The following is a 26,106-nucleotide window of genomic DNA, read 5'->3' as shown; positions in this document are numbered from 1 at the left end:
GTGCACAATAATAAAATTCGATGGCATGCAAGAAAAGAACTTAGGATATACTTTGAAAATCAAAGTATTAATTGATTATTTTCGTTCAACCCTGACGAAGAAGCGATTTTCCGACCAACCCCTCGAGAATATCCCGTTGACGATCGAGGCAGTCCGTCAGCCGGAAACGAGATTCGACCGTCCGGCGCGCCGCTGCGCGCATCCGGAAATAGCGTTCGGGCTCGTTCAGGGCGCCGAGAATGGCCTTCGCGAGTGCGTCCGTGTCAAAAAAAGGCACCAAAAGGCCGTTCCGGCCGTCGCGTATAACTTCCTGGACAGGGGCGGTATCCGATCCGATGACCAGGGCGCCGCACGCCATCGCCTCCAGCACCGACCAGGACAAAACGAACGGATAGGTCAAGTAGAGGTGCGCGGACGAGATCTGGTAGAGTCGCCGCAAAACGGAATGCGGCACCACGCCTGGGAAGAGGATGTTCTCGCGCGGCATATCCAGCGTCTTAAGGAGATGGTCCTTCCAAGCCCCGCCGCCGGGCGGCGGCACGCCATAGCTGACGCCATTTCCGCCGACGAAAACGAACAGGGCATCGCGACACTGCCGCGCAACCTTGGCGGCGGCCTCCAAAACCTGTGGAAATCCACGGTACGGCTCGAGGTCGCGCGCGACAAAGGTGACAATGGGAGGCCCGCCAGCAGTGAGCATACGCCCATCCGGCAGCGTGACCGAAGCGGTCGGATCCGGTCGAAACCGCGCTGTATCGATACCCTCGTGGCACACTGAAATGCGCCCCTGGGCGTCGGCGGGATACAGGCTTTTCTGCCAATGGGTGGGGCTGATACCCGCCTCAATGGCCTCGAGGGACAAGAGCTGCGCGATGTTGCGCAGGCGCAGCCTCTTGCGCGTCTCCAGATCAGGCCGATCGTCGAGGGAGAACCCGATGTCGGCGCCTTCCGACCGGTAGAAGAACTCGCAGTATCCCAATGCGGGCACCTGTGGCAGCACGTCTTTCAAGAACATCATGCTGCCCCAGCCGATATGGCCGACGACAACATCGGGCGCCAGGCCCTGCCGCACCATTGCGTCGAGCGTTTCGGCAACACGATGGCCGATTCGCGCGTGGTGATCGGGAATGCCCATGTGCCTGGCCATGTGCGGATTTGCGCGCGGGCCCGATTCCGTTCGATGTCGAACGACTCGAACGGATGGGATCTTCCGGTCTATGGTCTCGGTGATAAGGCTGACCTCATTGCCCGCCTGCGCGAGTTGAGCGGCCAAGGCAGCGAACTGGCCGAAGCCCCTACGATGAACAAACGCCACATGCATCGCGTCTAGTCCGCCCCTGCCGAGCCCACGGCACGACCCACCGCTTAGACGCCGAACCGTGAACCGTTGGCCCAGGCCAGTTCAAGCTCGTGCAGTGTCTGGAAGGCCGTCTCAAGCATCCGCTGATCCTGGTCGCCACGTTTCACCGCACGCTCATAGGCCATCGCCGCGTCGCGGAGATTTGCCCTCAGCTGTCGCCCCTTCGCCGTCAGCTTGATGCGTGCGGACCGCTTGTCGCGCTGGGAGGCGACGCGATCGATATAGTCGCCGTCGGCAAGCTGCTTCAGATAATAGGAAACATTGGAACCAACATAATGGCCACGTTCTAGAAGCTCGGCGACCGAAAGCTCTGAATCGCCGATTGCGAGTAGTATCATCGCCTGTGCGGGCCCAACATCATCTACACGAAGCTTGGTGAGTTCCGCGCGAATTAGTCCGGAAAACCGTCTACTTGCCCGCTCCATCAGGCGAGCGAGCTCGAAATACGTAATCTGCCGGAGGTCACCAGACTCGACATCTTGAGCATACCCGGGAACTGCTTGCGCAGCCTGACCGTTATTTTGAATTCTCAGACCGTCATTCAGTTCGGATAGATTAAGCACATCATTTTCGTTCATTATAGTCCCCATTTCGGAAAAATACTTCAAAATTTGAAGTAATCTTCAAATATGCCCACCACCCCTGATTGACATGATCTTGCCCGCGCTCCCCGTCTATGCCAGATTGGCATAAGCAATACTACACTTCAGCTCGGTTATAACCAATTCTGTCCTCCAGCAGATGGCCATAACGTTAACTCAAGGCAAATCGCCATGCGTGATACTGTTCAAAATGAGACAAGAAGCAAGGCTCAAATTTTGGGAGGCAACGACAAAAACAACCCAGGGCTGCTGATCGCACAAGCAAAGCGCGTGTTCTTGTCCGGGTTGATATATGCGGCGGCGCTTAGCGTGTGTCTGAATTTACTACAACTCACGATGCCCCTGTTCATGCTGCAAGTTCATGACAGGGTGCTCAACAGTCAGAGCATGGAGACGCTGGTCATGCTCATGATTTTGGCGATCGGCGCCCTTGTGGTGCTCGGCGTTCTGGAGTTCATCCGCGCCCTGTCTTTCCAAGCGATCGGTGGCGCGCTCGTGCGCCGCTTAAACACGCCAGTCCTGGCCGCCGCCGTTCAGGCCTCCGTTGACCAGGGCCTGTCGCGCGCGACCCAGTCACTTCGCGACATCGCGGAATTGCGAAGCTTCCTGACCTCGTCCGCGGTGACCGCGCCCCTCGATGCGGCCTGGTCACCGATCTTCCTTGGCGCCCTTTTCGTTTTGCATCCGCTATTCGGCCTCATCGGGGCCGTCTCCGCAGCGCTGCTCCTTTGCGGCGGCCTGATCACGGACATGCTTACACGCCAACTCACCAAGGAAGCGAACCAGACAAATGTCGACGCGATCTCGAAGATTGGCGCATCGCTCCGACATGCTGAGGCTATCGAGGCGATGGGCATGTTGCCTGCCCTGGCTGATCGTTGGCGCGCCCTGCAAATGCAAGCCCTCGGCGCCTTTGAAGCGAGCGGGAGCAGGAGCAAGGCGATGTCGTCCATGACTCGCAGCCTGCGCTATTCCATCCAGATCGTCACCCTGGCGGCCGGAGCGTTCCTGGTGCTGGAGCAGGCAATCACACCAGGCGCAATGATGGCATCGAGCATTCTTGTCGGACGCCTGCTGATACCTTTCGATTCGGTCATCGACAACTGGCGGCAGTGGGTTCTGGCGATCGCAGGCTGGCGTCGCCTTGAGGCCACACTCAAGACGGATCTTGCTATCCGCCAAACGATGCCCACGCCGCATTCGTCGGGCGACATCGTCATCGACAAACTGGTTTACGCAGCCCCGGGGCTGGATGTGCCAATCATCAAGGGCATTTCGTTCTCCCTCTCTCCGGGCGAGGTCCTCGGTGTGGTCGGTCCCTCCGCGGCTGGTAAATCGACCCTCGCCCGGCTGCTGGTCGGAATCTTGCGACCCACGTCCGGCGGTGTCTTCCTCGACGGCAACAACACCTATCTCTGGGAGCGCAGCTCGTTCGGCCAAGTGGTCGGCTATCTGCCGCAATCCGTCTCCCTTTTGGAGGGCACGATTCGAGAAAACATTGGGCGGATGACGGACAGCGATCCATACAAGGTGCTGGAGGCGGCGCGATTGGCCGACATCCACGACATGATCGGACGCCTGCCACTGGGCTACGACACGCCCGTCGGTGACGGACACCTGACCCTTTCGGGAGGACAGCGGCAGCGCATAGCGTTGGCACGTTGCCTCTACAACCGGCCTCGCCTCATCGTGCTCGACGAGCCGAACGCAAACCTGGACGCGATTGGCGAGCGCGCCCTCATCCGCGCGATCCAGCATGCGCGCGACGACGGCGCCATTGTCATCATAATCGCTCACAGGCCAGCCATCATGCAGGTCGCCGACAAGCTGCTCGTGCTTGAAAACGGCCGCATCACACAGTTCGGGCCGCGAACGGACGTGATTCCAGCCACAATGCCGGGCGAAGTACGCCGCGAGGTGACTGCGAAGTGACCGAGAAGAAGCCTCTTGCAGCCCGCTCCGACCTTTCCGAACGGCGTCTACAGAAACATCAGCCGGTGCTGCCTGGTGTTAACCCTCACGACTTGGAATTCGAACAATTTGATACCCGCTCGCCGCTCCGCCGTCTTGTCATCGCGGGGATGGCCACGATCCTGGTGTCCTTCGGTGGATTTTTTGCCTGGGCGGTTTCGACCGAGCTCAGCAGCGCGACGGTCGCCAGCGGCACGGTCATCGTCGATTCGAAGCGAAAGACCGTCAGCCATTTTGAAGGCGGCGTCATGAGCCGGCTGCTCGTTCAGGAGGGCGACAAGGTGTCCGCCGGGCAGCCCCTGATCGAGTTGGAGGATACGCGCGCCCGTTCCAGCCTGCGGTCGCTGCAGATCCGACGTATCGGCCTGATCGCGAAACTGGCGCGACTGAAGGCCGAGCAAATTGACACGGCGCAGATCAGCTTTCCGGACGATTTCGGCGACGCCCGGGACAGTACGGTCGATGACGCCGTCAGGGCGGAGACGATATTTTTCAAAAAGCGGCGAGAGACCAAGGACGGGCGCATCGACGTCCAAGAAAAGACCATTGAGGAGTACGTCGAACAAGCAAAATCACTCGGCATCCAGATCCAGGCGACCGACCAGCAAATCGACCTCGTCAAAGAGCACCGGACGGCGACAGAAACGTTGGTGAAAAAAGGCGCCATACCGCGCATGCAACTCATCGAGATCGACTCCAAGCTGAGCCAGCTCGCGAGGGAGCGGGGCGAACTCGTCGGCGACAAGGCCAGGGCCGAAAAGGCCGGAGCAGGCGCACAGCTTGCGCTGACTGGCATCGACAGCGATTTTCAGTCGACGATTGCCGGCGAAATCACAACGGCGCGCGTCGAGCTCGCGGATGTCGAAGAGCAGATCACCGCCTCGAACGACGTCTTGCGGCGTCTTGAAATCCGCTCGCCTCAGGACGGGATCATCAGCAACATCTTCCTGCGCACCCCTGGCAGCGCAGTCACGCCCGGCCAGCCGCTGATCGAGATCGTTCCGGAAAATGAGCCTCTCCTGATCGAAATGCGCGTCAATCCCCGTGACATTGACAGCATCGCCGTGGGCTCCAAAACGCAGATCCGGTTGACGGCCTATAATCAGCGTTCCCGCCTGCCTATGGAAGGTGCCATCACATATGTCGCCGCCGACCAGTCGGTAGATGAGAAGTCAAACTCCGCATTTTTCGTCGCGCGCGCCAAAATCGACCCGGCATCCTTCAAGGCAAACCCCGATGTCCGCCTCTATCCCGGTATGCCTGCGGAGGTGCTGATCATCCACAAGTCACGCCTTGCGATCGAATACCTTACCTCTCCCGTTGCCGAGAGTTTCAATCGCGCCTTCAGAGAAGACTAGGGCGCGGAAACAACATAGGGAGAAACCAAGTGTAATTTGTTTCAAATTTCGAAGTTATTTCAAAGTAAACTGCAGGAATTTTACATCATAAAAGCCGCCAATTTCGAAATGATGTGCCAATAAGACTCAAAATAAGAAATTTATTTCTCAAAACTAGACGCTTTCTCTTCCCGGGACGCTTGCGTAGTTTTTTTTTGCAATGCACATTCCAGGCGCGCAATCGTCGCACCCCGTGCGAACAACGCGTGCATAGAAACCTGAAGAGGAGAGGCAGATGGCCACATTGGAAGGCGGTGCATACCACGACGCCCTGTTCGGCTCCCGTTTCAGCGACTTCATTCGCGCCCATGGGGGCGATGATTTCGTGAGCGGCGGCAACGGGCACGACCTCGTGTTCGGTGATGACGGTGACGACCTGCTGTTCGGCGGCAAGGGCAACGATACCCTGTTCGGCGGCGAGGGCAGCGACTTGCTGAACGGTGAAGACGGTCACGACACCCTCGTCGGCGGCTGGGGTGATGATCTTCTCTACGGCGACAAGGGCAACGACATCCTGTTTGGCGGACACGGAAGCGACCTTCTGTCCGGCGGCAAGGGCAACGACATCCTCTATGGTGGCGATGGCGCCGACATCCTTGACGGCGGCGCCGGCAACGATGTGTTGGCAGGCGGTGCTGGCCATGACGTCTTCGTCTTCGACGGCGGCGGCGGCAATGACGTCATTCTCGACTTTACTGCGGGCGAGGATCTGCTGCAGATCTCGAAGGGCATCAATGGCCTCGACGTGTCTTCGCCCGAAGACCTGGCCTCGCGCGTCACCCAGGTCGGCGGCAATGTTGTCGTGGATCTCGGACATGGTGATACGCTCACCCTCGTCAATGTTGATGCCGACGACATCCACGCCAATCCCGACCACTACTTCACGGTTCACTGACGGCGAGCCCCGCGCGCCCTGCTTCCTCCCTTGGGGCGCGCTATTCCAATCCAGAGGATAGCGTGTGACGTTCGACGTATCGATAGACGCCACGGGCGATTTCAGGAACGCAGAAATTTTTCGGCTCGGCGCCGAGCTGGCCGTCCTTATCTTGGATCTCCCCCCAGCCCTTCCCGCCGCCACAAGGTGTCTGTTGTCCATGGACCAGTCGCCGGTACCGCTCGTCAGCATGACGCTCCCGCTTGGCAACGGACGGCAACGCATGTTCTGGGCAATGAGGCCAGGAAACCAGGCGGAGCGTGTGGACATCTGCACAGAAGACGGCGCCACTGTTGATACCATCGTGATGCAGCCCGCGCGCAGGCTCGCGCCACTCGATGTTGAGGCCCTTTTTGCCGGTCTTGCGCCAGATGCTCGCATCAAGTTCGTCAGCAACCTCCTGACTGTGTGGCGAAGCGCCTTCCGCATTGCCAGCGACGAGCTGTTCAGCATGGTGGTCGAAGACGCCCTTCACGCGCTCGTACCCGAACCGCAGGCCGCCAGCATCGTGTGCCAGGTTGCGCAAGGGCGCCATCTGATTGAGACGACCATCAATTCGGATCTCGGCGACATCACAGCGATCTATGCGGTCGGCGTGACGTCGATCACACGCATGGCCGTAAGGACTGTCCTCGGACGCAACGTGAAACACGGCGCGCGGTCGTGCCATTTCATCACGGAGGCGCCGTCCCCCTCCCCTCCGTTTCTCATCGTCCTTCTGAGCAAGAACGGCCTCGCCATCCGCCAGCTCGCCGACGGCAAGCCTCGCTATTCCAGCCTTCAGAGCTGGTGGGCTAAAAACCGCGAGGCGGTGGAGTTGCGCGAGATGATTGTGCGTCGGCTCGCCACGTTGCCGGAAAGCGGCGCCGCCACGGCGATCGACCTGCAAGTTCGCACACCACTGGCGACAATCCGGATCGCCAAGTCGTCGATGCGTCCGTCCGCAGAGGTCGATCTCGCACTGGCGCTCGAAGGCGGCCTGTTGGCCGGCGGCTGGTTCCATGCGCCGTCAACCTTGTTTTCCGGCATCGACTACGTCAAAGAGGACGGCACGGCCGTGCCGCTCGACGGGAACAGCTACGAATTTCCAGCATGGGCACAAGGGAAGGATGAGAAGAGCAAGACCGATGTGACCGGTTTCGTTGCCTGGGTCCCCCTGGCGGAGCCGCCCGGGCCGCTCCTGCAGCCACGATTTCAAATGCGCCTCGCCTCGGGAGCGGTAATGCCTCTTGTCCCGGAGCCACAGGCTTTCGAGGCCGCAATGCAACGAAACCATGTCCTGCGCGCCGTGCCACCGCAGCATGCCGTCGACCGCGCCTTCCGTACGATCCTCGCCCCTGCCTTGCAGGACGTCGAGCGACGATTGGGGAGGACCATAGAGGTCAGCCGCACCAAGGATTACGGCCTTCAAAAAGATGCGCCCCTCGTTTCGATTGTGGTCCCACTTTACCGGGTTCTCGACTTCCTGCGTTTCCAGTTGTCCGGGATGGCAACGGATCCGTGGCTCGCCGCCAACGCGGAGATCATCTATGTCCTCGATTCCCCGGAAATTCAGGACGAGACGGAACACCTGCTGGGCGGCCTGCATCTTCTGCACGGGCTGGCGATGAAGTTTGTTGTGATGAATCGCAACGGAGGCTACGCGCGCGCCTGCAATGCCGGCGCACGTTTTGCACGCGGCGCCATCCTGGTGATGCTCAATTCGGATGTCGTGCCGTGCGCGCCAGGCTGGCTGCAGGTGTTGTCGCGTGCGGTGCTGGAAAGGCCAAAACTGGGCGCCACCGGCCCGAAGCTGATTTTCGAGGACGGATCGCTGCAACATGCCGGTCTCTACTTCGGCCGCGACCAGCGCGGGATCTGGCTGAACCACCATTTCCACAAGGGCATGCCGGGCGACTACGCGCCGGCGCTGCATGCCCGCGAGGTTCCCGGCGTCACCGGCGCCTGCCTTGTGACCCGCAGGGATGTTTACGAGAGCGTTGGCGGTTACACCGAGGACTATGTAATCGGCGACTACGAGGACAGCGACCTGTGCCTCAAGATCCGTCGCCTCGGACTCCAGATAGTCTATGAACCGGCAGCGTGCCTGTATCATTTCGAGCGTCGCTCGATCCGCCGCAGCCAGGACTACATGCGCGGCGTTGCAAGCCAATACAATTCATGGCTGCACACGCAACGTTGGGAGGACGACATCAGCGAGCTGATGGCGAATCGATTCGAAGACCGGGATCGCCCCGCCACCGCGGGTGGGAGACCCCGGGAAAGGAACGCGGCGTGACGCAAGCGGCACTCGTTAATCCCCCCGCGCCGGCCCGGCTGATCGATGAAGACCGTGTTCGCTGGCTCATAGAATCCGTTCGGTCCAATCGTTTTCTACCGCGACCGGAGCCAACCAACGTCTTCGTGGGAGACGGTGATTTTCGCGCGATAGGGGCGGAGTTTCTCGGTTACTTTATTCGCATCGGCGGTTTGCGCGAAGACAGCCGCGTGCTCGACATCGGTTGCGGTATCGGCCGGATGGCCGTGCCGCTCACCCAGTATCTCGATCCACAAACGAGCCGCTACGATGGCATCGATCCGGTCGAGGGCGGCATCAGCTGGTGCCAGAGTGCGATCACGCCCGCCTACCCCAATTTCGCCTTTCAGCGACTGGATATCGCGCACAAGCTATACAACCCGAGCGGCAAGATCAGCGGAAAGGCTTTGGCCCTTCCCTTTCCCGATCATCATTTCGACTTCGTCATCATGACGTCCGTGGTCACTCATTTGCCGCCCGTGGAGGTGCTTGTCTACCTCTCCGAGGTCCGCAGAGTCCTGTCACCCGGTGGCCGCCTATTTATAACCGCCTTCGTGGTCGACGGCTTCGCCGCGGCAAACGAAAACGGGCGGCGCGATCCGCGTCTCGCTTTCCGTCGCTATGGCAAAGGGCCGTGTTGGTTCGTACCCGACCAGCCGCCGCTTGCCGCGATCGGCTTCGAAGAAGGTTTTCTGGACAAGGCGCTCGAGCGGGCCGGCCTCTCCGTCGCGCTGAAATCGCTTGGCCATTGGCGCGGCACGAACGCTGGCCACCATCAGGACTTCGTTGTGGCGAAGCGCCGGGGAAATGCTCGATGAGCAAGCGCATTCTGGTGGCGGCCCATAACCATCCGTCCCTCCATCCGGGTGGAACGGAGATATTCGCTCACGACCTGTTTCGCGCCTACCAGCGCGCTGGGCACGAGGCTCTGTTTCTTGGTGCCACGAACCAAATCCATCGCGAGGCGAGGCCGGGCACGAGCTTTCAGGGCATCGGTCCGGCGGGAGATGAAGTCCTGCTGTGGTCCGGACACTTCGACCACTTCTTCATGAGCCAGATCGACCTCTATGGCGTGGTGCCTGACATAACGGAGTTGCTGCGCGAGTTCCGGCCGGATGTAGTCCACATCCACCACCTGTTGCTGCTTGGCGCAGAGTTCCCTCACATTATCCGCCGCACCCTGCCCCACTGTCAGATCGTCATGACGCTCCATGACTACTACCCCATTTGCCATCATGACGGCCTGATGGTGCGCACCGGCAGCAAAGAGCTTTGCCATCAAGCCAGCCCGGACCGCTGCCATGGTTGCTTCAAGGACATTCCCCTCGATCGCTTTGTCCTGCGCGAACGGCACCTGAAGGCGCTGCTGAGCACGGTTGACCACTTCGTGTCACCAAGCGCTTTTCTAAGGGATCGCTTCGTGCAATGGGGGTTGGACGAAGATGCGATTAGCGTCATTCCCAATGGCATCCCCACCCGAAACGCCGCGCGACGAGAGCTGCTCGAAGGCGGACGGCCGGTCTTCGGCTATTTCGGAAATCTAAATCCCTGGAAAGGGGTGACCGTATTGCTCGATGCCGCGCGCCAGCTTCTGGCCGATGGCCTCGAATTCGAGCTGCGAGTGCATGGGGGCGCGCCCTTCCAGAGCAAGACCTTCGTCGATGAGATCGATCGCCGCTTCGCCGAAACGGCAGAATGCGTGCAGCCCCGGGGGCCTTATCGACGCGAAGATATCGGCGATCTGGTGGCGGCGGTCGATTGCACCATTGTTCCTTCCGTCTGGTGGGAGAACGCTCCGTTGGTCATTCAGGAGGCCCAGGCCCAGGGCCGTCCCGTCATCGCCAGCAACATTGGTGGCATGGCTGAAATGATCGAGCACGGCGTCAACGGCCTGACTGTGCCACCCAACGATGCGCGAGCGCTCGCCGCGGCGATGCGCAACATCTTGGAAGAACCGAGCCTGCTGCGCCAGTTCGGCGAAAACGCTCGCAAGCCCGACGACATCGATACGACCGCCCGCCGCTACCTCAAGCGGTTCGAGCCGGCACGGCTTCAGGCATAGGAGAACTCATGGCCAGTCCCGCTGAACGACCGGACGCCGCATCCGAACAGGACAACGTCAAGCCGATGAACGGCCGGGTAGATGCCATCGACATGGGTCGGGTCTTCGGCTGGGCATTCGACCCGATGGCACCAGGCCAACGGCTGACCATCCGTGTTCTGCTCGATGGCAAGGTGATTGCCGAAACGGTTGCCGATCGCAATCGTCCCGACCTGCGGCGCAACGGTATCGGCGACGGCAACCACGCATTTGAAATCGCACTGCCCGATCTCGTCCAGTCGCGCGCCAACGATCTCGTCGTCGTGGCGCGAAATGGAAGTGGTTCCGAGCAGGCCTTGCGCGTCCCCCAGCCAGACGAGCAGGCAGCCGAAGCTCTGATCGCCGCGCCGCTCGCAAGAGTGCTCGACAAGCTCGACGTACTGATGGCGTCGCAGCGGCAACTGCAGGTCTCACAGCGCTCGCTGCAGCGTACAACAGAAATCGATGTGGAAAAGACTGAGACAGTCGGCCTGACCGACCTCAGCAACGCCGTCGAAAGTCTCAGAGTCGATATCGGCCAACGGCTGAATGATCTCGATGTCCATCTGATGCGGCTCGATGGGGTGGTGGCAGGCATGGAGAAGAACCTGAGTGCGTTGCAGAAGCGTAAGAGCGGCGAGTTGAAACCCCTGCTACTGCTGCTGTTTGCGCTCGTGGGATTTGCCGCGGGCGCTGGCCTCGCGCTGATTGTCAGGATCTGAGGCGGAAAGGTTAAGGCGTGCTGGTTACTGAACAGTCCCCCGCGGTTATGAACCCCACGGCGGTTAAGCATGGGGCCAGCAGGGCTATGCGCCCAGGCAGGGTTATCGGCTGCCGTGTAGACAAGACCACCTTGTTGCTCATCGGTCTCGGTCGTGTCTTGGCAGGCGAAGTGACGGCCGGCGGCGTGATGGTCGGCGTCGACGGGGATCAAGAAGGCGCGCGAAGCGCGTTTGTCTCGGAATGGCGACTGACCCCTCGCTCGCCAAGGGCCAAGCACGGCTTCGCGGCGCTCCTGCCGACAGACGGCACGGACCGCGCCATGACTGCGATGCGGTTCGGCGAGGAGGAAACGGGCGCACGCTACATCTTCGCGCCCCGACTTGCCTCCGCGGAGGAAGCAGCCGCGATCGTGGCCGAAGCCGCAGGATCTCACGCAGCCGCCGTCATTGATGGGCTCGTCGACGTTCTGATGGCCGGCAACCTTAACCTCCGTAGACTTCTAACCATCACCGCACTTTTGCAGGCAGTCCACGCAAACGATGGTTTCATCGAGTTGATTGGTGAAAGTCATGAGGGCACGACATTCCTGCAGGGCTGGAGCCGCGGCATGGCGCCCGGGCCTTGCCGGGTGTGTGTGGTCGGCAGCCCGACATCGGTGGCCTCGGAGTGCGGCATCGCCGTCTTTTCCCGCCCGGACGCGCCCGATGGCGCCCCGGGTTTTGTCGGTCTTCTCGAGGCTAGCCAGGCTGCCCGCGCGCGCGACATAGAAGGCCTCGTCTTTCGGGGGCGCGGCGGTTGGAGGTATGCCGCGGTCCACCCGCGAAAGCGCATCGCCGGCCCGCTGGAAACGCCCGAACACGTCAGGTCAATCCTGCCGCGCGCACATGGCGCGCCGGACGTGCTCCTATCCCTGCGAGCGGCCGCTAACAGCTTTGATGGCGAAGAAACCGTCTCCAGCCTGCCGTTTCCCGTCCGGATGGGAATAGACAATATATTCGAGGCCGATGGAGGAAAACTCCTCGCCTGCGGCTGGCTTTATGATCCCGACGCCCACGTCGCGGCGGTAAGACTTCGTAGACGCAACGGCGCGGCTCGCCTGGACGAACGCTGGACGCGCCTCGATCGTCCCGATGTCACGGACAGTTTCAACGAGGAGCAGCACTTCGCGCCGAGCATTCAAGGTGAACAGCGTGCCCACGGGTTCATCGTCCACGCCCAATTGCCGAGTGAAGATCACGGTGCACCTCTCTACTTCGAACTGACGCTTCGCGATTTGCGCCGCGCGTTTTTGCCAGTCAAACCAACGCGGGTTTCGGCGCGCCTGGCGGCGTTGCGCCAAATCGGTTCCATCGATCCAGCAAATTGTGCGTTGCCGGCGATCGTCGACGCACAAATTGTGCCGTTCCTCAGCTCGTCCAGACAGTCGGCGCCCGTCACCGACGCAATCCTGGACGCTGGCTCTTTCGATCAGGAAAGCGGCCCGCCGATCGTCATCGGTGTTGGGGAGGGAGAGGAGAACATTTCACCGCTGCTGGCCTTGCTCGCGCTCGATCCGGAGACCCGGCGCGCGCCGATCGTGATCGCCATGCCTGCCGAGCGCTTTCTCAGGCAGGCAGCCCGCCTCAAAGAACTCGTGCGGTTTTATCGCCTTTCGGCCAGGTTCGTATCGGTGAAGGGAGCAGGCGACTTCTACGATATGCTTGAAGCCGGCACCCAGGCACTCTCGTGTGAAACAGTCGTGTCGTTCTCCGCCTCACTGGTCCCGCGCGGGACAGGCTGGTACGGCAAGCTCTTGGCCACGGCCGCGCCCCTGAAAGGAAGCATCATCTCGCCCGTACTGGCTTACGAGGACCATTCCGTTCGCTGGGCGGGAAACTGGATCGATGACGACAACGGCGACCTGCCAGTTGTCGGCCGATATGCCGGATATCCGCTGAAAGCAGTTACCGAAATGAAGCTGACCCGCATCGTGGCGGCTTCGCTCGAGTGCTGTGTCATGCCTCGCGACGCCCTGCTGCGCGCGGGCGGCTTTTCCGGCGGCTATCTCGGCGTCCAGAAAAAAGGCCTGGATCTCGGCCTGCGTCTCAGCCGGTGCGGTATCCACTGCTATTTGCTGCCATCGGTGCAGATGTGGGGCTGCGACGACGCACGCAACGGGGACAGTCCGGCAATGGCGGCTCTGGTGGAAGAGATCGATCGAAAAATATTGGGGAGCCAATGGTCGCCTGTCCTCGCAGGCGAGAAACATCGTGAAAAGAGGCCCGCATGAAGGAGCAGCTTCGTGTCCTTGTCGTCTCGCATGCGCACCCGACAGTGTCGCTCGGCGGGGCAGAAATCGCATCGCACAACCTGCATCGCGGCCTAAACGCATTGCCGGACGTGAGATCGGTTTACCTCGCCCGGGTCGGCCATCCGGTACCCCGGCATGCCGCCTCCGCGCTGATGAGCTTTCGCCTTGCCGAAGATGAGTTGCTGTTTCACACGGACGACTACGACCACTTCTTCTTGTCAAATGGCGACACCCAGGCGATCAGCCGAGACCTCTTGCGCTTCGCGCGCGATCTCAGGCCTCATGTCGTGCATTTCCATCATGTTCTCGGCATCGGCCTCGAAGCGCTCTACGCCCTTAGAGAGGCATTTCCCCATGCGGCCATACTGGTGACGTTCCACGAATACCTTTCGATCTGCCACAATCACGGGCAGATGGTGAAACGACCGTCCGGTCAGCTCTGTGAAACGGCCTCCCCCATCGCCTGCCACGGTTGCTTTCCCGACATCCCCGTCTCGCACTTCTTGAAGCGGGAGTTGTTTGCGCGCGGGATGCTTGACCTTGCAGACGCCTTCGTCTCGCCCAGCCGGTTTCTGGCCGAGCGCTACATCAAATGGGGCATAGAAGAGGACAAGCTCTGCGTGATCGAAAACGGGATCGCCATCGAGGCGGCTGCGCCAGCGCGCGACTTGCAGGGTCTCAAGCCGCGTCGCAACCGCTTCGCCTATTTCGGCCAGATGACCCCGTTCAAGGGTGTCGACGTCCTGATTGACGCGGTTTTGCGCATCCCGAAGGAGACATGGGGCGAAGACTCCTGCTTGATGATCTTTGGCGGCAACCTCGAGCGACAGCCGATCGAATTCCAGGAACGAATGAAGAAGCTTATCGCAGACGCTGGCCAGCGTGTCCGATTCTATGGCGCTTACCAGAACGCGGACGTGCCGCGCCTGATGCGTTCGGTCGACTGGGTGGTTCTACCGTCCGTCTGGTGGGAAAATTCGCCTGTTGTGATCCAGGAGGCCCTGCTCCATCGCAGGCCGATGATCTGCTCTGACATCGGCGGGATGGCCGAGAAGGTACGGGAAGGACAGGACGGCCTGCACTTCCGCGCGGGAAGCAGCCAGGATCTCGCGGACCGCATCGTCGAGGTATTGGGTGATAACCAGACCTGGGATCGGCTACGCGCTTCCATGCGACAACCTGCCGACCACCTCGGTTGCGCGCGCGACCACGTCAAGCTCTACCGCGCGCTGCTTGGGCGGAAGCGCGATGCCGCAATGGCCGGGAACGCTGCGCTTTTCTCCCCTGCGCTTTGACGACGCTCGTCTTGAGCAACACGAAACCGCTTCGACCAAGAAACGATCGATGCAACTACCCCCTTGAGAAGGGCCTTTCCCAGGGCCAATTTGATATGGTAATTGGATAGATCAGCCCCATCACGCAGTGGATCCGTCATCCCCATATTTGCTCAAGGTGGCAAATCGTTCCCCCGCCTATTTTCTCTCTTCGGCGAAGATGTCGCAAAACAGACACAAAATGTCGCTCCCTACTAACGCACGCAACTAAATGAAAGATAATCTATCCGATAACGAAATAAAACGCGCGCGAAGCGCGCCGGGAACGCATCAAATGACTCCGTCCGAATACAGGGCGGCGCTCGCTGTCACTGGATTGACGGCAAGCGTCGCCGCAGAGCTTTTTGGCGTCGATGAACTCACCAGCCGTCGGTGGGCGTCGGGTGAGCAGCCGGTACCGCGTGCCGTTGCGCTCAGCCTGTGGCTGATGGCGTCCTATGGCGTCTCTGTTGCCCAGGCGCGCATTCTTTCGGAAAGTCCGAAATTGCCGAAGTCTGCTTGATCGGCTTGGGCCCGGATCTTCCTGCTACGACGCGTGGACCACTTGCCAGTTAAGATCGGCATGATCCTTTGCGACGAGAGCATCGTTAAGTCGCAGAAGCGAAGCGGGGCACCCCGAAACAACCGCCTTGGCTGGGGTACGGTGACGCGATCGGTTCGCGTCCTCCCCGCAAGCTTTCGATCAAGATTGTGACGATGGTGTTGGATCCGTTGATAAAATCGGCGGCGGCTTGTTGCCGAGCGATGATCGATGCCCGCAAACTGCACCTCACATTGAATCCGACCTAGCAATTCAGATATATAGGACGAAAGGAAAAATCTCGGAGACGGAGCGTGCGTCAGGAAATTATTGAGGAAACCGTCGCTGACAGCGGCTATCGGCAAATACGCGCGGACATCATATTTGGGCGTCTGGCGCCTGGCCAGAAGCTGAAGCTGGAGAATTTGAAAGGGGCCTACGAGGCCAGCGTCAGCACCCTTCGCGAGATTTTGAACCGTTTGACGTCCGAAGGGCTCGTCGTGGCGGAGGGCCAGCGGGGCTTTGAGGTTGCACGGGTATCGATTGCCGATCTGAGGGAGATCGCAGCCTTGCGCCTGCTTCTCGAAGAGTATGCGCTCGAACAATCCTTCGAACAGGGCGACGTGGAGTGGGAGGCAAGGCTGGTTTCCGCGCATTATAAGCTTGCGCGAATGGAACAGGTGATGGCGTCGGGCGACACAAGCAGGGCGGAAGACTGGAAGCGCTATGATTGGGAGTTTCACCAGGCGCTGATTTCTGCCTGCGGATCGCGACTGCTGATGGAGACGCATTCGGCCGTTTTCGACAAATATCTGCGATATCAGATGGTTGCTTTGTCCTATCGCGGCGGCGTTGCCGAACAGGAACACAGGCAGCTCTTGGAAGCCGCCTTAAAACGCGACAGCAAGACCGCAAAGAAAGTCCTCGAGCGTCACATACAAGGCGGTGTCGAGCATGCCCTTGGAAAAGGCCTGCTTTCGGCCGTTCCAACACAAGCATCATAGCTGGTGCTTTCTTGGCGCCTGAGCAAAGCAGAGGATCTCATGCTCAAAATTGCCGGTGAACCTTCCGAAACTGTAAGCGACGTCGTCTTTCGGCAGATCCGCCAGGACATCATTTCCGGTGTCTTGGCGCCTGGTGCGAAAATCAAACTTGAGCAGGCCAAGGAGCGCTATTCCATCAGCGTCTCGTCGCTGCGCGAAATACTCAGCCGCCTGACCACCGAGAACCTGGTCCTGGCGGAAGGTCAGCGCGGCTTTGAAGTCAGCCCGGCGTCGCGCAAGGAGCTCGAAGAGCTCGCCGACCTGCGTACCGTACTCGAAACCCACGCGATCGACGTGTCTTTTGCGGCCGGAGATCTCGAATGGGAGGGACGCATTGTCGCCGCCCACCACAAGCTGGCGGCAGCGGAAAAGAAGCTGCTTGCGGGCGATACATCGCGCACGATCGACTGGGTTCGCTACGATTGGGAATTTCATCAGGCGATCGTATCGGCCTGCAATTCCGCCACGCTTATGGCGGCGCTGTCTTCCGTGTTCGACAGGTTCTTACGCTATCACATGCTGGCCCGAAGCTTTCGCGGTCAGGCTGTCGTTGACGACCACAAGCGACTATTCGAACTTGCCTTGAAGCGCGACGTCGAGGGCGCCAGGTCCGTCGTTCGCCGCCATATAGAAAGTGGCGTGGCGCACGTCCTGAAGAGCGGCCGCATAGAGTGATCAAGACCGATCACATGGCATCTTTTGGAATACCTTCCGGCCGCATCTGCCGCTTGAGTGCGGCAATCCGGAAGATCGCGTTCGGCGCCCCGTAGCCCCGATATCCGCGTCGTTCGACGATTTCGAAGAAGAATCCCTCACCGTAAGTGCCGCTGTAAAGCTGGAAATATTCGCCATGTTCGTCGCGGTCATAAAGAATGTTATCCGCTTTCAATCGCTCGGTCAGATCCGGGGCGAGGCCAAAGCGGGCTTCAACATCGTCATAATAGTTCGGCGATATATGGAGCGGCGTGAAGCCTTGCTTTCGAAGTCTCTTCGACGTGGCGAAAATGTCGTTTGTCGAAAACGCCAGATGCTGGATGCCCGAACCGAATTTCTCGGCGATGAAGTGACCAGCGAGCGTACGGCGATTTTCGGCACCGTTCATCGTGAGGCGCAGCGTGCCTGCTTCATTCTCGACGACCTGGCTACGCACGACGCCGCCAGGATCGATGATATCAACCATCGGCGTCTTCCTGGTGTCGAAGATCGAAGTGTAGAAGAGCAGCCAGGTCAGCATTTCGTCATAGGCAACCGTCTGGGCGACATGATCGAACCGCAGCAGTCCGGCACCATCGCTATCGCTGTCGTCAGCCACCTGTTCGAAATCGATCTCCGAGAAGCGGCCAAGCGGGCTCTTGTCATCAATGAGATAGATAAGCCCCCCGCCAACCCCTCGGATGGCCGGGAATTCAAGCTCCCCATCGACAACCGGCTGGCGAAACGGCTCGGCATCGAGCGCCAGGGCACGGCCATAGGCTTCGCCGGCATCGTCAACGACGAGCGCCAGTGCGTAGGCAGATGTGCCGTGAACGGCATAGGCGGCACTGGCAAAGCCAGCAGGATCGACATTGACGAGGATACGAATATTGCCTTGCTCGAAGAGAGAGACCTTTTTCGAACGATGGACGGCCGCCTTGCGAAAGCCAAGGGCCCGCAGCATGGCGACCAGTTCAGCGGCCTCGTCCTCGTCGGTCGCGAATTCGACGAAGCCCACGCCCTTGACGACAGCGCGTTTGGGCATCGCTACACCGATCGGCGTCTCGACATTGCGGCGAACCTGATCTGCCAGATAGATCAGGGAGCGATGGCCATCCGCGGCGATTTTACGCGTGGAGCCACCACGGAACTGATCATTGAAGATCTCGAGCGAGAAGTAGCCATCATACCCGGTCGAGGCCACCGCTTCTGCAAATTCAGTCACCGGTAGATCACCCTCGCCCGGCATGTTGCGAAAATGGCGGCTCCAGTAGAGCAGATCCATATCGATCAGCGGCGCATCGGCCAACTGGACGATAAAGATCTTCTCCTTTGGAATCGACCGGATCGAGTTGATGTCGATCCTGCGCGAGAGCGAATGGAAACTGTCGAGAACAAGCCCGACACTCGGATGATCGGCACGCCGCACGATCTCCCAGGCATCACGATGATCGTTGACATAACGCCCCCAGGCAAGTGCCTCATAACCCACCTTGAGGCCGCGTTTGGCGGCTCGTTCTCCCAATTCGTGAAAGTCGGCGGCCGCGCGATCGATGCCTCCCAGGGCAGCCTGCGAGACGTTCGAGCAGACGAGCACCATATCGGTTCCAAGCTCCTGCATGATGTCGAACTTGCGCTCGGCCCGGTCGAAGGTACGGCTTCGAAGCGCATCGGGCATGCCTTCGAAATCGCGAAACGGCTGGAAAAGCGTTATTGCAAGCCCCAGATCGCTCGCCATCTTGCCGACGTCGACGGGGCTCCCATCAAAGGCCAGGAAGTCGTTTTCGAAAATCTCGACACCGTCGAAACCTGCTTGTGCAATGGCTTCAAGCTTGTCGGGCAGTTCACCGCTGAGTGTTACCGTCGCTATCGAGGTCTTCATATTTCAAAACCCTTTCCTCGGCGTCACGAGAGCGCCCCCCCGGGCTGGTCTGCTTTGCGCGCCAACTCTCGATAATGGCATTATGCCGAATGTCGTGAGCATTTCAAATCAATTGGTCAAATGAAAAGTCTCATATGATTTTAAAAAACTATGTTGATTTACGAAGCATCCTCTGTCAAAAATTCCTTCATGCAGTCGGGAGAGGAAGACTGTTGGGTCCAAGGGACCGCCCAAAGGAGGAGGAATCAATGTTCAAGTCGATGCTGACGCGCCGAAGCGCGATGCTTTGTGCCGCTGCCCTCGTGGCTGCGATCGGGCTCGCAAACCCGGCTGCCGCGGTCACGCCCGAAGAAATCAAGGCCAGAGGAAAGCTCATCGTTGGTATCCAGGGCGACAACCCGCCATGGGGCTTCGTGACGAGCGGCGGCAAGCAGGACGGCCTCGATGCCGATATTGCGACACTTTACGCGAAGGAACTGGGTGTTTCTGTCGAGTTCGTGCCGCTGGAAGTCAACAACCGTATTCCGGCTCTAACCACCGGCCGCGTCGACGTTCTCTTCGCAACAATGGCCATGCTTCCGGAACGCGCCAAAGCCGTTCAGTTCTCCAAGCCCTATGTTGCCAACGCCATCGTGCTGATTGCTCCAAAGTCCATGTCGGTCAAAACGAATGACGACATGGCCAATCTCTCGATCGGCGTTGCCAAAGGTGCGGCGCAAGATACCCAGGTCACCAAGAACGCGCCCCAAAGTGCCACAATCCGCCGCTTCGACGGTGATGCGCCCAGCGTCCAGGCGCTGGTATCAGGTCAAGTTCAAGCACTTGGCGGCAATATCTTCTACATGGACCGTGTCGAAAAGGCTCGTCCGGGCGAGTTCGAAAACAAGCTGGAGTTCCAGAAGCTCTATAACGGCGCTTGCACGCGGCTTGGAGAAAAGGAAATCAACGCGTCGATCAACACCTTCATCGACAAGATCAAGGCCAACGGCGAACTCAAGAAGATCTACGACAAGTGGATGAAGGTGCCGGTTCCGGAATTCCCCGATAGCCTCGAAGGCATTCCGTTCACCGCCAACTGAGCCCAACTCAATCGGCAGGAGCAAGCTGGCGGGCGCTGCAATGCCCGCCAAAGGTGTCGCGACGCCGAATGAACGGCCTTGCGCGTCTTTTGGAGCGCGATCATGAACAAGACGATATTTGTGCTCAACGGGCCAAACCTGAACCTTCTTGGTGAGCGGGAGCCTTCCGTCTACGGCACGACGACGCTTATGGACATCAGAAAAAAGTGCCTCGCCAAGGCGAATGACCTCGGATTCGACATCGACTTTCGCCAGACAAATTTCGAAGGTGAGCTGGTGGAGAGCGTGCACCAGGCACGCAGGGAGGCCTGCGGCCTCATCATCAACCCGGCCGCCTATAGCTTCACGTCGATTGCGCTTCTCGATGCGCTAAAGACGTTCGATCCGCCGAAGATCGAGTTGCACATTTCCAACGTGCATGCCCGCGAGAGCATCTATCACAAATCCCTTATCTCTCGGGTCGCAACGGCGATCATCATCGGCCTTGGCGCAGCCGGGTATGAATTGGCGATCCAGGCTATGGCCGGCATGGTGGGACGCGACTGAGGAGAGGTGATGACCTACACGCTGGATTTCACGCCTGTCATCGATGGTCTGCCGAACCTGCTCCTCGGCTGCCTCGGCACGTTGCTGCTTGCGCTCTGCGGTATGCTTTTGGCAATCGTCATCGGCATCGGCGGGGTCGGGCTGCGAGATTCACGCTACAAGCCGCTGCGCTGGCTGGTGATCGGCTTTGTCGAGCTTATCCGCAACACGCCATTCCTGGTCCAGATCTTCTTCCTATATTTCGCCCTCCCGCTCGCCGGCATCCGGCTGGATCCGACGCCGACGGCGATCATTGCGCTTGGGATCAACGGCGGCGCCTACGCCATTGAGATCATCCGCGGCGGCGTCCAGTCGATCTCCAAAGGTCAGATGGAGGCAGGCCTTGCGCTTGGGCTGCACAAGGCTCAGGTTTTCCGTCTGATCATTCTCAAGCCGGCGCTCAGAGCGATCTATCCGTCGCTGACCAGTCAGTTTGTGCTACTGACGCTTTCGACCAGCATCGCCTCGGCAATCTCCGCCTATGAGCTTACCTCGGTTTCGCAGCGCATCGAGTCCGAAAGCTTCCGCAGCTTCGAAGTCTATTTCACGGTGACGGTTTTCTACCTCGTCATTTCCTGGCTGATGATGCGCCTCTTCGCGTTCTTTTCGCAACGTTATTTCACCTATCCGGTCAAGTAGGAGCCAGTCGATGGGTCGCGACGAATTCGTCTTCCTTCTGATCGGTCTGAAATGGACCGTCGTCTTGTCCGCAGTTGGCTTTGTCTGCGGCTGCATCGCCGGGCTTGGCGTGGCGCTCGCGCGTACCTCGGAAATTCCGCTGCTGCAGCGAGCGACGGCCGGCTATATCGCGGTATTCCAAGGCACTCCTCTCCTGATGCAGCTTTTCGTGGTCTATTACGGTCTTGCCCTGATCGGCTTCAAGCTCGATGCCTGGGTGGCCGTTGCGATCGGCCTGACCCTGCATGCCAGCGCCTATCTGGGCGAGATCTGGCGCGGCTCGATCGAAGCGGTTCCGCACGGCCAGACGGAAGCGGCAAGAGCGCTCAGCCTCAAATATGTCTCCCGCATGAGGGACGTCATTCTTCCACAGGCGCTACGCATCTCACTGCCGGCAACGATCGGGTTCCTGGTGCAGTTGATCAAGGGAACCTCGCTTGCCTCCATCGTCGGCTTCACCGAGCTTACCCGCGCTGGCAACATCATCTCAAACCAGATCTTCGAGCCGCTGACGGTCTTCGGGATCGTCGGCGCACTCTACTTTTTGATGTGCTGCCCACTGACGATCTTCGGGGCTCGCCTGGAACGGAAGTTTGCCGCGGCATCGCGGTGATTTCCAGGCCCGACAACGAAAGAGACGCAACCATGAACATTCCTTCGCCCGCATCGACTGTCGAGACCGTTATCACCATGAACCATGTGGAGAAGTGGTATGGCGCCTTTCAGGCGCTGCACGATATCAACCTGTCGGTTCTAAAGGGCGAGAGGATTGTCCTGTGCGGTCCGTCCGGCAGTGGAAAATCGACGCTGATCCGCTGCATCAACCATCTGGAGACATATCAGAAAGGAGAGATCCGCGTCGGCGGCATCCTGCTCGCAAACCAGGCCAAGGCGATCGACGCGATCCGCCGCGAAGTTGGCATGGTCTTTCAGCAGTTCAATCTCTTTCCGCATCTGACCGTGTTGCAGAACTGCATGCTGGCGCCGATGCGCGCACTTGGCATGGCAAAGGTGGAAGCCGAGGACCGCGCACGCTCGCTGCTTGGGCGGGTCAAGATTCTCGAACAAGCCGGCAAATATCCGCTGCAGCTTTCCGGTGGGCAGCAACAGCGCGTCGCAATCGCGCGAGCGCTCTGCATGCGACCGAAAATCATGCTCTTCGACGAGCCGACCTCCGCTCTCGATCCTGAAATGGTCAAGGAAGTGCTCGATACCATGATCAGCCTTGCCGACGAAGGCATGACGATGGTCTGTGTGACCCATGAGATGGGCTTTGCGCGGCAGGTCGCAAACCGCGTCATCTTCATGGCGAGCGGCGCGATCGTCGAAGAGGCGCCTCCCGGCGAGTTCTTCACCAATCCCCGCCACGAGCGCACACGTAAGTTCCTCGGCGAAATCCTGCACAACTAGTATGCGGAGGAAATTCATGTCAGCACCGTCGCAGGCGGCTTTCTTGAAAATCGCGGTGATGGGCGCCGGGCTCATCGGCCGCCGCCATATCGAAGGTGTTCTTGCCGAGCCGCGCGCCACGCTGTCGGCCGTGATCGACCCCTCCCGCGCCGGGCGCGACTTTGCGGCAAGCAAGGGCGCCAAATGGTTTGCCACCCTTGCTGAAGCGATCGTGGCCGAGCGCCTGGACGGGGTGATTATTGCCACGCCGAACCAGCTTCATGCGGCCAATGCACTGGAGGTCATCGCTGCAGGAATTCCGGTCCTTGTCGAGAAGCCGATCGCCGACAATGGTGAAGCTGCTGCCACCCTCGTTGCTGCCGGCGCAAAGGCAGGGGTACCGATCCTGATTGGTCACCATCGCCGTCACAACCCCTTGATCCGAGAGGTAAAGCGCGTTCTTCAAAGCGGCCGGCTCGGCAAGATCCTGACGGTTCAAGCGACATTCTGGGTCGCCAAGCCAGACAGCTATTTCGATATCGATTGGCGCCGACAGGAAGGTGGCGGGCCGACCTTCATCAACCTGATCCATGACGTTGATCTGTTTCGCTATTTCTTCGGTGAGGTGGACGCTGTCCATGCGATGGAGTCAAATTCGGTCCGCTGCAATCCAGTCGAGGATACGGCCGTTATCCTGCTGCGTTTCCGAAGCGGTGTGCTCGCAACCATGAATGCATCTGATGCTGCCGCCTCCCCCTGGAGCTGGGAGACGACGAGCGGGGAGAACCCGGCGTTTCCGCAGCAGGATCAGTTTTGCTACCAGATCGGCGGGACAGGCGGATCGCTGACCATTCCGCGGCTCGAACTTTGGACCAACATGTCGAAGCCCGGTTGGTTGGAGCCGCTCGTCAGGGAACACTTGCCATTTTCTCCGGCCGATCCACTAACAATACAGCTCCAGCACTTCTGCGATGTCATTCGTCGTGAGGCAGAGCCTCTTGTCAGCGCCGAGGAAGGGCTTGCCACCCTGCGCGTCATCGAGGCGATCAAGGCATCGGCGCGGTCAGGCGAGACGATCCACCTGGACGAAACCCCAGGTTCGACGAGGTCACCGAAATGATAACTGGAACCACGCGGCTTATTGCTCATCTCGGCTATCCGACAGAAGCTTTCAAGGCTCCATTGATCTACAATCCATATTTCGAGAGGAGCGGCATCGACGCCGTTGTCGTGCCAATGGGTTGCAAGGTTGAAGACTATCCCTCGTTCCTCAGGCTCGTCTTCAGACTTTCGAATATTCACGGCGCCCTCATCACGATGCCTCACAAGATCACGACCATGGGATTGATCGACGAGGTCTCCACGAACGCCAAGGTTGCAGGCTCCTGCAATGCAGTCAGGCTTGCGCCGGACGGCCGGCTGATGGGCGACATGTTCGACGGCGAAGGCTTTGTGCGTGGCCTCTTGCGCAAAGGGCAAAGAATAACGGGGGCGCAGGTACTGATCGTCGGCGCCGGCGGTGTCGGGTCGGCGATCGCCGCATCACTTGCAGGCGCTGGCGTGCGGCGAATTGCCCTTCACGATGACAACATGGCCACGCTGAATGGGCTCAAAAGCCGCTTGGCGGCCTATTATCCGGATACTGACGTGGCTGCCGGTTCGAATGATCCGACGGGTTTCGATATCGTCGTCAATGCGACGCCGCTCGGAATGCAAAAAGGCGATCCGTTGCCGCTCGATGTCTCGCGCCTGTCTGCATCCACATTCGTGGGCGAGGTCGTCATGAAGGAAGAGATCACGCCACTGCTTGCGGCTGCGCGCCAGCGCGGATGCCCATTCCAGGTTGGCACGGACATGTTGTTTGAGCAGATCCCGGCCTATCTGGAGTTCTTCGGATTTCCAACGACAACGGCCGACGACTTGCGGTCGCTCGCAAGGATTCGATGAGGATTACCTGCGCACGGCGCCGAGCCTTGCAAGAACCTCACCGGGGATCTCGTAGCGCTTGATGACATCCTTGCCATTGTGAAGCCCGCAAATCTCGCGCTGGATCAACAATGCCCAAACGGCTTGCGAGGCCTCCTCGAGAAGGGTTTGCCGGTCAACCATGCCGTCGCCCGGCGACCATGCCGCAAGCCTCGCCAGCGCCGCTTCGGCTTTCCTGCCCTGACGGCCTAAAGCATCCGCCCGCGCTGAAGCAAGCTCATATTCCAGTGGAGTCAAAGCGCTCGACTGGCCCGAGATTGATCGTGGTGGCCTCAGACTCACACTGTCTCCTTTCCGGATATTGCGTTCTGTCTTGATCAGGCAGCGACGTTGCGTTGCCAAGGGGTTTGCCGGATGCATCAACCAACACGCTCAGTTGGCTTGGCATGTTTGCGTCTTCCCATCCCGCATCAGCCTGGCTTCCTTGCCCTTGATCCAGAGCTTTACATCGCTGTTGGCGCAGGGACCGCCGTCGACGGAAAACACCTGCAGCAGCTCATCCCATTCATCGCATCACGTTCTCACCGACATCCAAGTCTAACCCTGCGGCGCGCCTGAAGAAAGGGATCGCGCTTCAGGCTGACGCGGATCGTCGTTGCGGCCGGAGCCGGTGCGATGCTGGGTGCGGCCGGCTTCATCATGCAACGTGTGACCGGCAATCCGCTGGCAAGTCCCGAGGTGCTCGGCGTCTCGTCTGGAGCAGGGGCAGCGTTGCCAGTGACCTTGTTCATCTTCGCCTTCCCTCGCCTCCGATCATGATCGCTGGCATGACGGCAGGCGCACTCACCTCATTCCTGGCCATGATCGTCCTTGCCTGGCGCTGCGGGCTATCGGCGGAGACGCTCCTGCTTGCAGGCGTCGCCATCGGTGCTTTTTTGCTTTGCAGTCATCGGCATGGTACTTTCCCAGAAAGACATGCGAAGCTACATTCTCATGACCTGGATGTCGGCCTCGACCAATCGGGCCGGGACGGTCGAAGCTGGGACGGCAATCATTTCGCTGATCGTTCCGACAGCGCCGCTCTTCCTGATGACGCGCTGGTTCGACCGCCCGCCTGCTGCTAAAGCACGGCGCGATCTTTCAGATTCGCTTGTCGCGCTTTAGTTCTTTGTTTTGACGCATGTCTTTGGCCGAAACCGGTTCCCGCTTTCGGGAGATATGCTTCAGCGCGTCCGCCAAGGATTGCGAAAGCGCCCAAGCGCATGGTTAGCGTTTGCGCTCGGTCGCATCAACCAGAGTTACCTTCCGTAACGCAAGCCGGATG

The 26,106-nt window shown here is 59.7% G+C and carries 25 protein-coding genes; 21 read left to right on the top strand and 4 right to left on the bottom strand.

The genetic code is table 11. The annotated features are described in order from the left end of the window. Window positions 1-85: 85 nt before the first annotated feature. Complete coding sequence (locus NBG89_RS24275; RefSeq protein ID WP_431322890.1) at window positions 86-1,321, bottom strand: glycosyltransferase family 4 protein; 1,236 nt, start codon at window positions 1,319-1,321, stop codon at window positions 86-88. A gap of 44 nt (window positions 1,322-1,365) precedes the next feature. Then, window positions 1,366-1,938, bottom strand: coding sequence for a MarR family winged helix-turn-helix transcriptional regulator (locus NBG89_RS24270; RefSeq protein WP_431322889.1), 573 nt, complete (start codon window positions 1,936-1,938; stop codon window positions 1,366-1,368). Window positions 1,939-2,133: 195 nt separating this feature from the next. Here NBG89_RS24270 and NBG89_RS24265 point away from each other — a divergent pair, with 195 nt between their 5' ends. The 12 genes from NBG89_RS24265 to NBG89_RS24210 all read left to right on the top strand — a co-directional run bounded on the left by NBG89_RS24265 (window position 2,134) and on the right by NBG89_RS24210 (window position 17,225). Next, window positions 2,134-3,894 (top strand): type I secretion system permease/ATPase, encoded by a 1,761-nt coding sequence (locus NBG89_RS24265; protein ID WP_431322888.1) that lies wholly within the window; start codon window positions 2,134-2,136, stop codon window positions 3,892-3,894. After that, complete coding sequence (locus NBG89_RS24260; protein WP_431322887.1) at window positions 3,891-5,291, top strand: HlyD family type I secretion periplasmic adaptor subunit; 1,401 nt, start codon at window positions 3,891-3,893, stop codon at window positions 5,289-5,291. Before NBG89_RS24265 ends, NBG89_RS24260 begins: the two co-directional genes overlap by 4 nt. Window positions 5,292-5,565: 274 nt before the next feature. Continuing rightward, a complete protein-coding gene (locus NBG89_RS24255) occupies window positions 5,566-6,225 on the top strand; it encodes a calcium-binding protein (protein WP_431322886.1) in 660 nt (219 codons plus the stop codon). A gap of 64 nt (window positions 6,226-6,289) precedes the next feature. Then, window positions 6,290-8,542, top strand: coding sequence for a glycosyltransferase family 2 protein (locus tag NBG89_RS24250; protein ID WP_431322885.1), 2,253 nt, complete (start codon window positions 6,290-6,292; stop codon window positions 8,540-8,542). After that, window positions 8,539-9,378, top strand: a complete 840-nt coding sequence (locus NBG89_RS24245; protein ID WP_431322884.1) for a class I SAM-dependent methyltransferase — start codon at window positions 8,539-8,541, stop codon at window positions 9,376-9,378. The genes NBG89_RS24250 and NBG89_RS24245 overlap by 4 nt, the downstream gene beginning before the upstream one ends. Then, entirely contained in the window at window positions 9,375-10,622 is a 1,248-nt protein-coding gene (locus NBG89_RS24240) for a glycosyltransferase family 4 protein (RefSeq protein WP_431322883.1), read from the top strand. The genes NBG89_RS24245 and NBG89_RS24240 overlap by 4 nt, the downstream gene beginning before the upstream one ends. 8 nt (window positions 10,623-10,630) lie before the next feature. Further along, window positions 10,631-11,362, top strand: a complete 732-nt coding sequence (locus NBG89_RS24235) for a hypothetical protein (RefSeq protein WP_431322882.1) — start codon at window positions 10,631-10,633, stop codon at window positions 11,360-11,362. Window positions 11,363-11,448: 86 nt separating this feature from the next. Beyond that, window positions 11,449-13,632, top strand: a complete 2,184-nt coding sequence (locus NBG89_RS24230; protein ID WP_431322881.1) for a hypothetical protein — start codon at window positions 11,449-11,451, stop codon at window positions 13,630-13,632. After that, on the top strand, window positions 13,629-14,948 hold the full coding sequence (locus NBG89_RS24225; RefSeq protein ID WP_431322880.1) for a glycosyltransferase family 4 protein: 1,320 nt from the start codon (window positions 13,629-13,631) through the stop codon (window positions 14,946-14,948). Before NBG89_RS24230 ends, NBG89_RS24225 begins: the two co-directional genes overlap by 4 nt. 313 nt (window positions 14,949-15,261) lie before the next feature. Next, on the top strand, window positions 15,262-15,489 hold the full coding sequence (locus tag NBG89_RS24220; protein WP_088702748.1) for a hypothetical protein: 228 nt from the start codon (window positions 15,262-15,264) through the stop codon (window positions 15,487-15,489). A gap of 332 nt (window positions 15,490-15,821) precedes the next feature. Further along, window positions 15,822-16,511, top strand: a complete 690-nt coding sequence (locus tag NBG89_RS24215; RefSeq protein ID WP_431322879.1) for a GntR family transcriptional regulator — start codon at window positions 15,822-15,824, stop codon at window positions 16,509-16,511. A gap of 39 nt (window positions 16,512-16,550) precedes the next feature. Further along, complete coding sequence (locus NBG89_RS24210; RefSeq protein ID WP_431322878.1) at window positions 16,551-17,225, top strand: GntR family transcriptional regulator; 675 nt, start codon at window positions 16,551-16,553, stop codon at window positions 17,223-17,225. Between the two features lie 10 nt (window positions 17,226-17,235). On the opposite strand, the gene NBG89_RS24205 is transcribed toward NBG89_RS24210, so the two are convergent. Further along, window positions 17,236-19,125, bottom strand: coding sequence for a bifunctional sugar phosphate isomerase/epimerase/4-hydroxyphenylpyruvate dioxygenase family protein (locus tag NBG89_RS24205; protein ID WP_431322877.1), 1,890 nt, complete (start codon window positions 19,123-19,125; stop codon window positions 17,236-17,238). Window positions 19,126-19,373: 248 nt separating this feature from the next. Between NBG89_RS24205 and NBG89_RS24200 the strand changes: the two genes are divergently transcribed. The 7 genes from NBG89_RS24200 (at window position 19,374) to NBG89_RS24170 (ending at window position 24,803) form a co-directional block, all read left to right on the top strand. Further along, window positions 19,374-20,204, top strand: a complete 831-nt coding sequence (locus NBG89_RS24200; protein ID WP_431322876.1) for a transporter substrate-binding domain-containing protein — start codon at window positions 19,374-19,376, stop codon at window positions 20,202-20,204. 102 nt (window positions 20,205-20,306) lie between these two features. After that, on the top strand, window positions 20,307-20,750 hold the full coding sequence (locus NBG89_RS24195; protein ID WP_431322875.1) for a type II 3-dehydroquinate dehydratase: 444 nt from the start codon (window positions 20,307-20,309) through the stop codon (window positions 20,748-20,750). Window positions 20,751-20,759: 9 nt separating this feature from the next. Beyond that, the gene (locus NBG89_RS24190) at window positions 20,760-21,428 is read left to right on the top strand and encodes an amino acid ABC transporter permease (protein ID WP_431322874.1); all 669 of its coding nucleotides are present in this window, start codon (window positions 20,760-20,762) and stop codon (window positions 21,426-21,428) included. Between the two features lie 10 nt (window positions 21,429-21,438). Beyond that, window positions 21,439-22,080 carry an amino acid ABC transporter permease gene (locus tag NBG89_RS24185; protein WP_431322873.1) on the top strand — a complete coding sequence of 214 codons (642 nt, stop codon included), beginning with the start codon at window positions 21,439-21,441 and terminating at the stop codon, window positions 22,078-22,080. A gap of 32 nt (window positions 22,081-22,112) precedes the next feature. After that, entirely contained in the window at window positions 22,113-22,877 is a 765-nt protein-coding gene (locus NBG89_RS24180) for an amino acid ABC transporter ATP-binding protein (protein ID WP_431322872.1), read from the top strand. Between the two features lie 16 nt (window positions 22,878-22,893). After that, the gene (locus NBG89_RS24175; RefSeq protein ID WP_431322871.1) at window positions 22,894-23,976 is read left to right on the top strand and encodes a Gfo/Idh/MocA family protein; all 1,083 of its coding nucleotides are present in this window, start codon (window positions 22,894-22,896) and stop codon (window positions 23,974-23,976) included. Further along, window positions 23,973-24,803, top strand: a complete 831-nt coding sequence (locus NBG89_RS24170) for a shikimate dehydrogenase family protein (protein ID WP_431322870.1) — start codon at window positions 23,973-23,975, stop codon at window positions 24,801-24,803. Before NBG89_RS24175 ends, NBG89_RS24170 begins: the two co-directional genes overlap by 4 nt. Window positions 24,804-24,806: 3 nt before the next feature. Here the strand turns inward: NBG89_RS24170 and NBG89_RS24165 are convergent, their stop codons facing one another. Beyond that, entirely contained in the window at window positions 24,807-25,124 is a 318-nt protein-coding gene (locus NBG89_RS24165) for a DUF6665 family protein (RefSeq protein ID WP_431322869.1), read from the bottom strand. A 333-nt stretch (window positions 25,125-25,457) separates the two neighbouring features. Between NBG89_RS24165 and NBG89_RS24160 the strand changes: the two genes are divergently transcribed. Next, on the top strand, window positions 25,458-25,601 hold the full coding sequence (locus NBG89_RS24160) for an iron chelate uptake ABC transporter family permease subunit (RefSeq protein WP_431322868.1): 144 nt from the start codon (window positions 25,458-25,460) through the stop codon (window positions 25,599-25,601). A gap of 135 nt (window positions 25,602-25,736) precedes the next feature. Next, complete coding sequence (locus tag NBG89_RS24155) at window positions 25,737-25,946, top strand: hypothetical protein (protein ID WP_431322867.1); 210 nt, start codon at window positions 25,737-25,739, stop codon at window positions 25,944-25,946. Window positions 25,947-26,106 lie beyond the last annotated feature (160 nt).

The sequence above is a fragment of the Rhizobium sp. YTU87027 genome (assembly GCF_050644135.1).
Lineage (GTDB): Bacteria > Pseudomonadota > Alphaproteobacteria > Rhizobiales > Rhizobiaceae > Rhizobium.
Note: the sequence above shows the minus strand (reverse complement) of the source record. Positions and strands in the feature narration are given on the sequence as shown.

Bases quoted from the DNA above. Each gene is read 5' to 3' on its own strand.
- NBG89_RS24275 (WP_431322890.1), bottom strand. From the start codon at position 1,321: ATGCATGTGGCGTTTGTTCATCGTAGGGGCTTCGGCCAGTTCGCTGCC.
- NBG89_RS24270 (WP_431322889.1), bottom strand. From the start codon at position 1,938: ATGAACGAAAATGATGTGCTTAATCTATCCGAACTGAATGACGGTCTG.
- NBG89_RS24265 (WP_431322888.1), top strand. From the start codon at position 2,134: ATGCGTGATACTGTTCAAAATGAGACAAGAAGCAAGGCTCAAATTTTG.
- NBG89_RS24255 (WP_431322886.1), top strand. From the start codon at position 5,566: ATGGCCACATTGGAAGGCGGTGCATACCACGACGCCCTGTTCGGCTCC.
- NBG89_RS24240 (WP_431322883.1), top strand. From the start codon at position 9,375: ATGAGCAAGCGCATTCTGGTGGCGGCCCATAACCATCCGTCCCTCCAT.
- NBG89_RS24235 (WP_431322882.1), top strand. From the start codon at position 10,631: ATGGCCAGTCCCGCTGAACGACCGGACGCCGCATCCGAACAGGACAAC.
- NBG89_RS24230 (WP_431322881.1), top strand. From the start codon at position 11,449: ATGCGCCCAGGCAGGGTTATCGGCTGCCGTGTAGACAAGACCACCTTG.
- NBG89_RS24225 (WP_431322880.1), top strand. From the start codon at position 13,629: ATGAAGGAGCAGCTTCGTGTCCTTGTCGTCTCGCATGCGCACCCGACA.
- NBG89_RS24220 (WP_088702748.1), top strand. From the start codon at position 15,262: ATGACTCCGTCCGAATACAGGGCGGCGCTCGCTGTCACTGGATTGACG.
- NBG89_RS24210 (WP_431322878.1), top strand. From the start codon at position 16,551: ATGCTCAAAATTGCCGGTGAACCTTCCGAAACTGTAAGCGACGTCGTC.
- NBG89_RS24205 (WP_431322877.1), bottom strand. From the start codon at position 19,125: ATGAAGACCTCGATAGCGACGGTAACACTCAGCGGTGAACTGCCCGAC.
- NBG89_RS24200 (WP_431322876.1), top strand. From the start codon at position 19,374: ATGTTCAAGTCGATGCTGACGCGCCGAAGCGCGATGCTTTGTGCCGCT.
- NBG89_RS24195 (WP_431322875.1), top strand. From the start codon at position 20,307: ATGAACAAGACGATATTTGTGCTCAACGGGCCAAACCTGAACCTTCTT.
- NBG89_RS24190 (WP_431322874.1), top strand. From the start codon at position 20,760: ATGACCTACACGCTGGATTTCACGCCTGTCATCGATGGTCTGCCGAAC.
- NBG89_RS24185 (WP_431322873.1), top strand. From the start codon at position 21,439: ATGGGTCGCGACGAATTCGTCTTCCTTCTGATCGGTCTGAAATGGACC.
- NBG89_RS24180 (WP_431322872.1), top strand. From the start codon at position 22,113: ATGAACATTCCTTCGCCCGCATCGACTGTCGAGACCGTTATCACCATG.
- NBG89_RS24175 (WP_431322871.1), top strand. From the start codon at position 22,894: ATGTCAGCACCGTCGCAGGCGGCTTTCTTGAAAATCGCGGTGATGGGC.
- NBG89_RS24170 (WP_431322870.1), top strand. From the start codon at position 23,973: ATGATAACTGGAACCACGCGGCTTATTGCTCATCTCGGCTATCCGACA.
- NBG89_RS24160 (WP_431322868.1), top strand. From the start codon at position 25,458: ATGCTGGGTGCGGCCGGCTTCATCATGCAACGTGTGACCGGCAATCCG.
- NBG89_RS24155 (WP_431322867.1), top strand. From the start codon at position 25,737: ATGGTACTTTCCCAGAAAGACATGCGAAGCTACATTCTCATGACCTGG.